Origin of the sequence: Microbacterium sp. MTN4-26 (genome assembly GCF_042846595.1) — a bacterium.
In the GTDB taxonomy this organism is placed as follows: Bacteria; Actinomycetota; Actinomycetes; order Actinomycetales; family Microbacteriaceae; genus Microbacterium; species Microbacterium luteum.
Genome location: NZ_BTGO01000005.1, coordinates 204,715 through 214,750, shown reverse-complemented (window position 1 = coordinate 214,750; position 10,036 = coordinate 204,715). Strand labels below are relative to the sequence as shown.

The 10,036-nt window shown below is 69.5% G+C and carries 9 protein-coding genes; 4 read left to right on the top strand and 5 right to left on the bottom strand.

Annotated elements, in window-relative coordinates:
- Positions 1 to 90 precede the first annotated feature (90 nt).
- The gene (locus tag ACGG9C_RS06260) at positions 91 to 1,554 is read right to left on the bottom strand and encodes a YdiU family protein (RefSeq protein WP_194384697.1); all 1,464 of its coding nucleotides are present in this window, start codon (positions 1,552 to 1,554) and stop codon (positions 91 to 93) included.
- An 83-nt stretch (positions 1,555 to 1,637) separates the two neighbouring features.
- Positions 1,638 to 2,276 carry a metal ABC transporter ATP-binding protein gene (locus ACGG9C_RS06255; protein WP_390178405.1) on the bottom strand — a complete coding sequence of 213 codons (639 nt, stop codon included), beginning with the start codon at positions 2,274 to 2,276 and terminating at the stop codon, positions 1,638 to 1,640.
- 50 nt (positions 2,277 to 2,326) lie between these two features.
- On the opposite strand from ACGG9C_RS06255, the gene aztB reads away from it, so the two are divergent.
- From aztB to aztD, 4 genes are read left to right on the top strand one after another with little or no spacing between them, the layout of a single operon-like run.
- Positions 2,327 to 3,211, top strand: a complete 885-nt coding sequence (aztB, locus tag ACGG9C_RS06250) for a zinc ABC transporter permease AztB (RefSeq protein ID WP_194384695.1) — start codon at positions 2,327 to 2,329, stop codon at positions 3,209 to 3,211.
- Positions 3,208 to 4,413 (top strand): ABC transporter, encoded by a 1,206-nt coding sequence (locus tag ACGG9C_RS06245; protein ID WP_228480942.1) that lies wholly within the window; start codon positions 3,208 to 3,210, stop codon positions 4,411 to 4,413. Before aztB ends, ACGG9C_RS06245 begins: the two co-directional genes overlap by 4 nt.
- The gene (gene aztC / locus ACGG9C_RS06240; RefSeq protein ID WP_194384694.1) at positions 4,410 to 5,327 is read left to right on the top strand and encodes a zinc ABC transporter substrate-binding protein AztC; all 918 of its coding nucleotides are present in this window, start codon (positions 4,410 to 4,412) and stop codon (positions 5,325 to 5,327) included. Before ACGG9C_RS06245 ends, aztC begins: the two co-directional genes overlap by 4 nt.
- Before the next feature lie 21 nt (positions 5,328 to 5,348).
- Positions 5,349 to 6,536: a zinc metallochaperone AztD gene (gene aztD, locus ACGG9C_RS06235; RefSeq protein ID WP_194384693.1), complete on the top strand. Its 1,188-nt coding sequence runs from the start codon at positions 5,349 to 5,351 to the stop codon at positions 6,534 to 6,536.
- Positions 6,537 to 6,786: 250 nt separating this feature from the next.
- Here the strand turns inward: aztD and ACGG9C_RS06230 are convergent, their stop codons facing one another.
- The 3 genes from ACGG9C_RS06230 to ACGG9C_RS06220 form a co-directional block, all read right to left on the bottom strand.
- Positions 6,787 to 7,653 carry a type IV toxin-antitoxin system AbiEi family antitoxin domain-containing protein gene (locus tag ACGG9C_RS06230; protein WP_194384692.1) on the bottom strand — a complete coding sequence of 289 codons (867 nt, stop codon included), beginning with the start codon at positions 7,651 to 7,653 and terminating at the stop codon, positions 6,787 to 6,789.
- Positions 7,654 to 7,889: 236 nt separating this feature from the next.
- Complete coding sequence (locus ACGG9C_RS06225; RefSeq protein ID WP_194384691.1) at positions 7,890 to 9,146, bottom strand: ABC transporter ATP-binding protein; 1,257 nt, start codon at positions 9,144 to 9,146, stop codon at positions 7,890 to 7,892.
- Positions 9,147 to 9,192: 46 nt separating this feature from the next.
- Positions 9,193 to 10,032 (bottom strand): carbohydrate ABC transporter permease, encoded by an 840-nt coding sequence (locus tag ACGG9C_RS06220; protein WP_390178404.1) that lies wholly within the window; start codon positions 10,030 to 10,032, stop codon positions 9,193 to 9,195.
- Positions 10,033 to 10,036 lie beyond the last annotated feature (4 nt).

Here is a 10,036-nt window from a genome sequence, read left to right as displayed (position 1 = left end):
TCCTCAACCACCCTCAAACCCCCCGACTCGTTTCGTCAACCACCGCCGAGGCGCTGCGCAGCCGATGCGGTCGCGTCGCGACGGATGCGCTCAGGTGCCGCAGAAGGTCCGGTAGGGCCCGAAGCTGTCCGGCGCCGGCTGCGCGAAACGCTCCCACCCCTCTCGCTCGACGAAGGGTGAGCGGACCACGGCCAGCAGGTGCTCGAACGGCTCGAGGTCACCGGCTGTGGCCGCATCCAGCGCCTCTTCCACCAGGTGATTGCGCGGGATGTACACCGGGTTCCGGGCATCCATCGCCGCAGCATCCGGGCCGAGGGCCAGCCACCGCTGTGCCCAGAGGTTGAACGGCTCGGGGTCCGCGAACAGCTCTTGCGCCGGCCCCGCTTCGCCCCGCGCGGCCTCCGCGAGCCGGCGGAAGAACCCCGTGTAGTCGACGCGCCCGACCTGCAGCAGACTGACCAGATCGGTCGACAGGGCCGTCGAGACGGCTTCGTCGGCATCGGCCGGGATGCCGAGCTTGACTCGCATTCCCTCCGACCATTCGGCGTTGAACGCGTCCGCGTATCGGCTGAGCGCGTTCTGGGCGAGCTCGATGGCACGGTCGGTGTCGGCGTCGATCGTCGGCAGTAGCGCCTCGGCGAAACGCGCGAGGTTCCACTCGCCGATGCGCGACTGGCGCCCGAACGCGTAGCGGCCCTGGAGGTCGATCGAGCTGTAGACAGTCGCCGGATCGAAGGCCTCCATGAAAGCGCACGGCCCGTAGTCGATCGTCTCACCCGAGATCGTCATGTTGTCGGTGTTCATCACGCCGTGCACGAACCCGACCAGTACCCACCGGGCGATGAGGGACGCCTGCGCGTCGACCACCGCCTCGAGAAGCGACAGCGATGGGTTGTCGGCGTCGGCGAGGTGGGGATAGTGGCGCTCGAGCGCCGCGGCCACCAGTCGGCGAACCAGATCGCCGCCGCCGGCGGCGGCGGCGTATTGGAAGGTCCCCACCCGCAGGTGGCTTGCCGCGACGCGGGCGAGCACGGCCCCGGGAAGAACGGTCTCGCGCTGCACGGGAACGCCTGTCGCGGTGACCGCGAGGGCGCGGGTGGTCGGGACCCCGAGCGCGTGCATGGCCTCGCTGATGAGGAACTCTCGCAGCATCGGCCCGATGGCGGCCAGTCCGTCGCCCCCTCGCGCGAACGGGGTGCGTCCCGATCCCTTCAGATGCAGGTCGCGCAGACGCCCGTCCGGTGTGGCGAGCTCGCCGAGCAGCAACGCGCGGCCGTCGCCGAGCACGGGCGAATAGCCGCCGAACTGGTGCCCCGCGTAGGCCTGCGCGACAGGCATTGCGGATGCGGGGAGCCGATTGCCCGTGAGGAGGCCGACACCGTTGCCGGCGCGCAACGCCGTGGGGTCGAGGCCCAGTTCGACCGCGAGCGGCTCGTTGAGCACGAGCAACTGGGCGTCGGGGAACTCCGCCGCGTGCCACGGCACCGCCAACTCCGGGAAGGCTCGGGCGAAGCGCGAGCTGAGTTCAACGACGGTCTCCGACGCGACGGTCATGGTCCCAGGCTACGTCGGGAGTGGGACGCCGAGGCCTGGCGGATCGGCGAAGGTCAGGCGCCACAGGCAACGCTCCTCCCCAGTCACTGCCTGACGACGACACCACCGTCCAGCCTGATGACGCGGTCCGCGTGGGCGATCGCGTCGTCATCGTGCGTCACGCAGACGACCGCCGCACCGCGGGCGGCCTCTTCGGCGAGGATCCGCTGCGTGCGGGCGACACTGTCACCGTCCAACCCCGCGGCGGGCTCGTCGAGGAGAATCACATCGGGCCGGCGCACGATGCCCTGCGCAAGGAAGACGCGCTGACGCTGACCACCCGAGAGGCTCGCGAGCGATCGGGTCGCGAACGCGGCCATCCCCACCCGATCGAGCGCATCGGCGACAGCCCCCTTCGCCGCGCGGCGCTCGAGGCGAGCACCGCGCTTCCAGGTGCCCATCGCGACGACATCCGCCGCCGTCACCGGAAGCATCTCCGGCGCGGCAGGTCGCTGCACGACGAGCGCAAGGTCGCCGTTTCGATGCACGGCCCCGACCCGCGGAGGTCTGACGCCCGCCATGATCTCCACGAGGGTGGACTTACCCGAACCGTTGGGCCCGGCAACGGCGACGACCTCGCCGAAATCGACGCGCACCGACACGTCATGGACGACATCGTCGGCGGCGTACGAGAAGCAGACGCCTCGCGTCTCAACAGCGGCGACCTGGGAATTCACATTCATCAGTGTACGAGTTTGATAATCGTTCTCATTTACTTGTAGAGTCTCGACCCGTGTCCTGGCTCACCGATCCGCTCAGCACCGAGTTCTTCGCTCGTGCGCTCGTGGGCGGCGCTCTCGTCGCGGTCATCTGCGGCGTCGTGGGCACATGGGTCGTCATCCGCGGCATGGCATTCCTCGGAGAGGCCATCGGCCACGGGATGCTCCCGGGCGTTGCGCTGGCAACGGTGCTCGGCCTCCCGCTGCTGCTGGGCGCTGCGGCCAGCGCCGTCGCGATGAGCGCCGCCATCGGCGCGCTGCAGCGGCGCGGCAGGCTCTCCTACGACACCAGCATCGGGCTGCTGTTCGTCGCGATGCTCTCGGTCGGCGTGATCATCGTGTCGCACTCGCGCAGTTTCGCCACGGACGCCACGGCCCTCCTGTTCGGCGACATCCTGGCCATCCGGCCGGCGGACATCGTCGTCCTCGCCGCCGCGCTCGCCCTCACCCTCGCGGTCACGATCGGGTTCCACCGAGCCTTCGTGGTCGCCGCATTCGATCCGCGGATCGCCGAGACGCTGGGACTGCGGCCGCAGCGGGCGCACGTGGCGCTGGTCGGGCTGGTGACACTCGCCGTGGTCGCCTCCTTCCAAGCCGTCGGCACGCTCCTCGTGGTGGGCCTGCTTCTCGCGCCCGCCGTGGCGGCTCGCAGCTGGACCGCCCGCATCCCCGCCACGATGGCGCTCGGCGCCGCGATCGGCGTCCTCGCTGTCGCCATCGGACTTCTCGTGTCGTGGCACTTCGCAACGGCGGCAGGAGCTTCCATCGCCGCGACGGCGATCCTGCTCGCCGCGCTCTCTTCGTCGGCCCGGACGCTTGCGGCGCGACGGATGCGGAGCATCCATCCCCTCCCCTCCCTCACCCGTGCCCCCGCACAGGTGCCTGAAAGGACCTCGTGATCACCCCACGCCCGCTCGCCGCCACCACCGCGGTCGCCCTCGCGCTCGTCGCCCTCGCCGGATGCGGCGTCGAGTCCGAGCCGACCGCCACCCCGGTCGACGACGTCTCCGACGGGCACGGTGAGATCGCCACCGCCGCCGAGGTCGAAGAGCCGCCGCTGGCCCTCGTGTCGGTCGACGCCGACGGCCGCGTCGGGTTGCTCGACCTGCTGTCGGGAGAGAGCGAGGACCTGGGATCCGCCGGCGCACCGACCGGACTCGCGAGCGACGGTCGGTACGTGTTCGTGTCCACCGCGGAAGGTGTCGACATCGTCGACTCGGCGCGCTGGAGCTGGAACCACGGTGACCACTTCCACTACTACCTCGGCTCGCCCGAGATGCCCGGGACGGTTCCCGGATCGGGGATAGCCACGGTGACCTGGGGAATGCTCTCGACCGACGGTTCGACCGCCCTGCACTTCGCCGGTTCGGGCGACGCCGTGCTGCTCGAGAACGAAGCTCTCGCGGAAGGCGAGATCGTCGAGCGTTTCCGCGTCGATGTCGACGCCGATGCCGTCGTGGCTCCGCTCGGTGACGGAGCGATCATCAGCGAAGCCGACGCGCTGGGGGTCTACGACGCGGAAGGCAGGCAGACGGAGCAGTCCGTCTCGTGCACCGACGCGGCGGGCGCGATCACCACGGTCGTCGGGCTCGCGATCGGATGCGCCGAGGGCGCCGTGCTCGTCACCGGCGACGAGGACGAGGCGGAGTTCTCCGTCATCCCGTATCCCGACGACGTCGACGCCGAACGCGCCGTCGCCTTCGACGGGCGGAAGGGACGCCCCACGGTCGCGGGCCTGACCGATGCTTCGGGATTCTGGCTGCTCGACACCCGCGAGGAGACCTGGACTCACGTCGCGACGGAGCACACGCTCGTGCACGTGACCGCCGTCGACGACGAGGCCGGACACGTCGTCGCGCTCGACACCGACGGGCGCGTGCGGGTCTACGCGGCAGCGACCGGTGAGGAGATCGCCGCCACCGACGTGCTCGTGGGCGCCCCGGACGAGGCGACCTCGCTCACCGTCGACGGCCAGCGCGCGTACCTCAACGACCCCGCGGCCGCTGTGGTCTACGAGATCGACTATGCCGACGGCGCGCGCATCGCGCGCACGCTCGACACCCCCACCTCCCCGGCGTTCCTGTCGGAGGTCGGACGATGAGGCCGTGGCGACCGCTCGCGCTCGCCGCGGCCGCCCTCGCGGCGCTCGGGCTCGCCGGCTGCACCTCGAGCTCCACCGACGACGAGCCGCAGGTCGTGGTCACCACGAACATCCTGGGTGACGTCGTGACCGAGATCGCCGGCGACGAGGCGCACGTGACCACTCTCATGAAGCCCAACGCCGACCCGCACTCGTTCGAGATCTCCGCCCAGGAGGCGGCGACGCTCGACGACGCCGATCTCCTCGTCTCGAACGGACTGGGTCTCGAGGAAGGCCTGCAGCAGCACCTCGACCGGGCGACGGAGGCCGGCGTCGCCATGGTGATCGCCGGCGACGAGATCGACGTGCTCGACTACTCATCCGGCGACGCACTCGGCACCCCCGACCCGCACTTCTGGACCGACCCGGCCCGAATGGTCGACGTCGTCGAGGCCGTGGAGGCCGCACTCGGCGCCGTCGACGGCGTCGACCCGGTCGTCGTCGAGGAGAACGCGGAAGCCTACCTCGACGAGCTCGACGCGCTCGACGCGGAGATGACGTCGGCGTTCGCCGCCATCCCGGCATCGCAGCGAGCGCTCGTGACCAACCACCACGTCTTCGGCTACCTCGCCGACAGATTCGACTTCGACGTCGTCGGTGCCGTCATCCCCGGCGGCACCACCCTCGCGGCCCCGAGCGCAGCCGACCTGCGCGATCTGGCCACGGCGATCGAGACCTCAGGGGTTCCGACGATCTTCGCGGAGTCCTCGCAGCCCGACCGCCTCGTCCAGGTCCTCGCGAGCGAGGTCGGCATCGACGTCGACGTCGTCGAGCTGTTCACCGAGTCGCTGACCGAACCCGGCGAAGGCGCCGACACCTACCTCACGATGATGCGCGAGAACACCGCGCGCATCTCCGAAGGCCTCACCCGCTGAGGGAACCTGAAAGGAAACACCATGACACAGCACAAGCGACGGGTCGCCGTCGCCGCGACCGTGGCCGGCATCTCGCTGCTTGCGGCGGGCTGCGCGAGCGGAACCGCCGAGGACACGAGCGGTTCGACCACCACCGAATCCGGCACCGAAACCGTCGAGGGGCGCATCGCCGTCGCGTACGAGGGAGGCGTCGCCGTCCTCGACCCCGAGACCCTCGAGGTCGTCGACGAATTCGCGTCGGAGGAGTTCATCCGCCTCAACACCTTCGGTGACGGAAAAACCGTCGCGGTCACCACGTCGGCCGGATTCCAGATGCTCGACACGTCGGAGCCGGCGCTGACCGACCTCGTCTTCGAGGCGACCACGGCCGGTCACGTCGTCTCACACGAGGGCAACACCGTCCTGTTCGACGATGGCACCGGAACATCCACGATCGTGGCCACCGACGCCTTCGCCGACGGCTACGACGCGCTCCCCGAGACGACCACGTACACCGCCGACGAGCCCCACCACGGCGTCTCGATCGTGCTCGAAGACGGCGAGCTGGTCACCACGCTCTCCGACCGCAGCGGTGCCGTCGCGCTGCACGCGCACGAGGACCACTGGGACGAAGAGGCGATGAGCGCGGACTGCCCCGGCATCCACGGCGAAGGCACGGCGGCCGACGAGGCCGTGATCTTCGGCTGCGAGAACGGCGCCCTGCTGTACGCGGACGGGGAGTTCGTGAGCTTCACCGCGCCCGACGAGTACGGCCGCATGGGCAACGCCTTCGTGTCGGAGACGAGCCCCATCGTCGTCGGCGACTACAAGAACGACCCCGACGCAGAGGGCTACCTGCTCAACGCGGTCACGCTGATCGACACCGCCGCACAGACCTACGAGGTCGTCGACCTTCCCGACGAAGTCCAGTACACGTTCCGTGACATCGCGCGCGGCCCCAGCGACCTGGCGTTCATCCTCGCCAGCGACGGCCAGATCCACGTTCTCGACCCCGAGACCGGTGAGCTGACCGACGCGTACCCCGTCGTCGAGGCGTGGGAGGGCCCGGACGAGTGGCAGGATGCTCACCCAGCCATCAAGGTCGCGGGCGACATCGCCTACGTGACCGAGCCGGCGACGAACTCGGTCCACGCGGTCGATCTCACCACCGGGGAGGTCGTCGCAAGCGTCGAGCTCGACCACACGCCGAACGAGATCGCGATCAGCTGATCCGATTCGGCTCATGACCGGCACCGGTGCGGACGTCTCTCGGGGAGGCATCCGCACCGGTGTCTTAATTTGGAGATCCCGCCTGGAGAGGATGGCCACCTGCCGGGGTGTCCTCTCGAAGCGTGATCTCCTCTCGAAGGGGATGCTCGGCAAGCGGATGCGCAGCGGCAGGCGGATGCGCGGCGGCGGATGCGCGGCGGCGGGCGCATGCGCGGCGGCGGGCGGGATGCGCCATGGGAGCGGGCGTGCATCAGCGGGCGAGGTGAAGCCCCTGCGCCACGGCGAGCATGATGCGCTCCTGCACCTCGGGCCACTGCTCGGTGACCTGCACGTACGTCACGCGAATCACGTGATATCCACGCAGCATGAGGTCGGCGTCGTGAGCGATGTCGGCGGCGCGCTGCGCCCCGACGTGGTGTCCGCCGTCGATCTGCAGCGCGATGCGTTCGCCGATGAGCAGGTCGACGCGGTGCCCGTGGAGCCAGATCTGGCGACGCAGTGGGAGACCCAGCCATCGCAACCGGGGCACGACGAAGGTCTCGAGCCCGGAGTCGGCGAATTGGTCGGCTTCCTCGAGCATGCGGCGAGCGGCGGGCGGCAGATTCAGTCGCCGCAGGAGCTCGGCGTCAACCACTCGCTGGCGCAATGCCGACTCCCAGATCGCGAGCGCCGATTCGTGCGGCTGGCACGTCGCCACCAGCGCGAGCACATTCTCGATGCCGTCCTCGAGCGCATCCGGATGCCGTGGCACGACGGGCGTCGCCCAATGCACGTGGGCCGCCGCGAGGTGGGCTCTGCTGGAATTGGACCGGGCGGCGACATGCGGCGCCTCCTCGCGGCCGTACACCCACAGCCCGTTTCGGCGAGCCTGCGTCACGCAGGAGAGCACGACGCCCCGCTCCGCCGCCCCGACGAGGGCAGGATCCGCATCGACGGAGGCCACCCACCCGCGCCTGACGCGGAAGATCCTCCCGGCGGCGATCGCCGCCTCGACGGACACGGGGGAGAGCCCGGCGTCGCGAAGAACGGACGTTCGGACGACACCACCGCGTCGGACAACAGCATCCGTGACCTCGACCGCCCGGCTCGTCGTCGCTCTCGAACGCGTCACTCCCATGCGGACAGGCTGCACCCCGCACCACACTGCACGTGCTCGCATCCCCTCCGCTGTGGATGGCGCACCGATATCGGCCGCCGGGGAGGATCAGACGCCCCGCGCCCCGCGAGGATATCCCGCTTCCAGAGGACTCAGCCAGCGAGAATGTCCTCTTGGAGCGGGATCTCCTCTCGGGGGCAGGTGAGCGGCGACGCCGCGCAGGCAGGATGCGGGCGCGGCCGAACGCCGGCGCCGGCTCAGGCGGTGGCCTTCGCCTCCCGCTCCTTCGCGCGCTCGAGGGCGCGCTGCCGCTGCGTGCGACCCTGCTCCTCGAGCTTCTCGGCACGGGATTCGTCTCGGGTGAGGTTGACGCTCGTCTCCGGGTCGAACACGTACAGCGAGTCCGGCGAGAGCCACAGGTTCGCCGTGTCCCCTCCGGTGATGAGGCTGTTCGCGTCGAGCGCGATCACCATCTCGGTGCGCAGGCTCTCCCCGTCCAGGTCTTTGTCCAGCTGCGAGAGGGTCTCGCGCACCGCCTCGTCGGTCTCGAACGGCACGTACGCGTACAGCACCTCCCCCAGCCACTCCGTCATCTCCACGTCGACGCTCACGCGCACGCCGTCGCTCGGCTCGTTCTCCATCGCATCGACGTCCTGGAAGGCGTCCGGCCGCACCCCGACGATCACCGTGGACCGGTCGCCGATCGCGGCGCGCAGCCTGTCGTCGATGGGCACATCCATCATCGGCAGGCGCAGCGTGTCGCCCTCGACCGCACCGTTCAGGAAATTCATGGGCGGTGACCCGATGAACCCCGCGACGAAGAGGTTGGCCGGCTGCTCGTAGAGCCCGCGCGGACTCGCCACCTGCTGCAGTTCGCCACGCCGGAGCACCGCGACGCGGTCGCCGAGCGTCATCGCCTCGGTCTGATCGTGCGTGACATAGACGGTCGTGATGCCGAGCGAGCGCTGCAGCCGCGCGATCTCGGTGCGCATCTGCCCGCGCAGCTTCGCGTCGAGGTTCGACAGCGGCTCGTCGAAGAGGAAGGCATCGGCGTTGCGCACGATCGCTCGGCCCATCGCGACCCGCTGTCGCTGCCCGCCGGAGAGGTTCGCAGGCTTCCGCTCCAGGTGCTCGTCGAGCTCCAGAAGGCGCGAGGCCCGCTTGACCCGCTCGTCGATCTCCTTGTCGTCGACGTCGCTGGACTTCAACCGCATCGGAAAGGCGATGTTCTCGTACACCGTCAGGTGCGGGTACAGCGCGTAGTTCTGGAAGACCATCGCGAGGTTGCGGTCCTTCGGCGCCTTGTCGTTGACCACGCGATCGTCGATGCGAAGGTCGCCGTCGGTGATGTCCTCCAGCCCGACGATCATCCGCAGCAGCGTCGACTTGCCGCATCCGGACGGACCGACGAGGATCACGAACTCCCCATCGGCGATGTCGAGGTCGATGCCCTTGACCGCCGTGAAGCCGTCGTCATAGGTCTTGACGACGTTGTTCAGCGTGATGGATGCCATGACGACTCCTTCGAGGACGTGGATTGCGTGGCGACGGCGCGGCAGGTCATCCCTTCACCGCGCCCTGCGTGAGGCCGGAGACGATGCGCCGTTGGAAGATGACCACGACGATGACGATGGGGATCGTCACCACGATCGCGGCCGCGGAGATCGCCCCCGTCGGATCTTCGAACTGCGACGCGCCGGTGAAGAACGACAGCGCCGCCGGCACCGGGCGCGCGGCATCGGTCGAGGTGAGCGAGATGCCGTAGACGAAGTCGTTCCAGGCGATGAAGAACGCGATGATCGCGGTCGTGAACACCCCCGGCGCCGCAAGCGGCACGACCGTTTTGCGGAAGGCCTCGAACGGCGTCGCGCCGTCGACCTGCGCGGCCTGTTCGAGTTCCCACGGGATCTGGCGGAAGAACGCCGCGAGCGTCCAGATCGAGATCGGCAGCGTGAGCGAGAGATAGGGGATGATGAGCCCCAGCCACGTGTCGTAGAGCCCGATGGTGCGCCACAGGTTGAACAGCGGCGTCACGATCGACACCACGGGGAAGACCGAGACGGCGAGCGCCGTGACGAGGATCATGCGCTTGCCGGGGAAGTCGAGCCGGGCGATCGCGTAGGCGCACAGCGTGGCCAGCACCACCGCGATCGCCGTCGCGATCAGCGAGATGCCGATCGAGTTCCGCAGCGACGTGAGGAACAGTTCCTGTGCACCGCCGCCCGGGGCGAGGATCTCGCCGTAGTTCTCCCACGTCCACTCCTCGGGCAGCAGCGTGCCGGAGAAGAGTCCCCCGGGGGTCTTGAAGGAGGTCATGAGGATGGAGAACACCGGGAACAGCGACCACACGAGCACCGCCACCGTGATCACGATCCAGCCGATGCGCTGGGGCCAGGTCATCGCA

Excerpts from the sequence above, each read along its gene's own strand:
- aztC (WP_194384694.1), top strand. The coding sequence starts at position 4,410 with ATGAGGCCGTGGCGACCGCTCGCGCTCGCCGCGGCCGCCCTCGCGGCG.
- aztD (WP_194384693.1), top strand. The coding sequence starts at position 5,349 with ATGACACAGCACAAGCGACGGGTCGCCGTCGCCGCGACCGTGGCCGGC.
- ACGG9C_RS06230 (WP_194384692.1), bottom strand. The coding sequence starts at position 7,653 with ATGGGAGTGACGCGTTCGAGAGCGACGACGAGCCGGGCGGTCGAGGTC.
- ACGG9C_RS06255 (WP_390178405.1), bottom strand. The coding sequence starts at position 2,276 with ATGAATGTGAATTCCCAGGTCGCCGCTGTTGAGACGCGAGGCGTCTGC.
- ACGG9C_RS06260 (WP_194384697.1), bottom strand. The coding sequence starts at position 1,554 with ATGACCGTCGCGTCGGAGACCGTCGTTGAACTCAGCTCGCGCTTCGCC.
- ACGG9C_RS06225 (WP_194384691.1), bottom strand. The coding sequence starts at position 9,146 with ATGGCATCCATCACGCTGAACAACGTCGTCAAGACCTATGACGACGGC.
- ACGG9C_RS06220 (WP_390178404.1), bottom strand. The coding sequence starts at position 10,032 with ATGACCTGGCCCCAGCGCATCGGCTGGATCGTGATCACGGTGGCGGTG.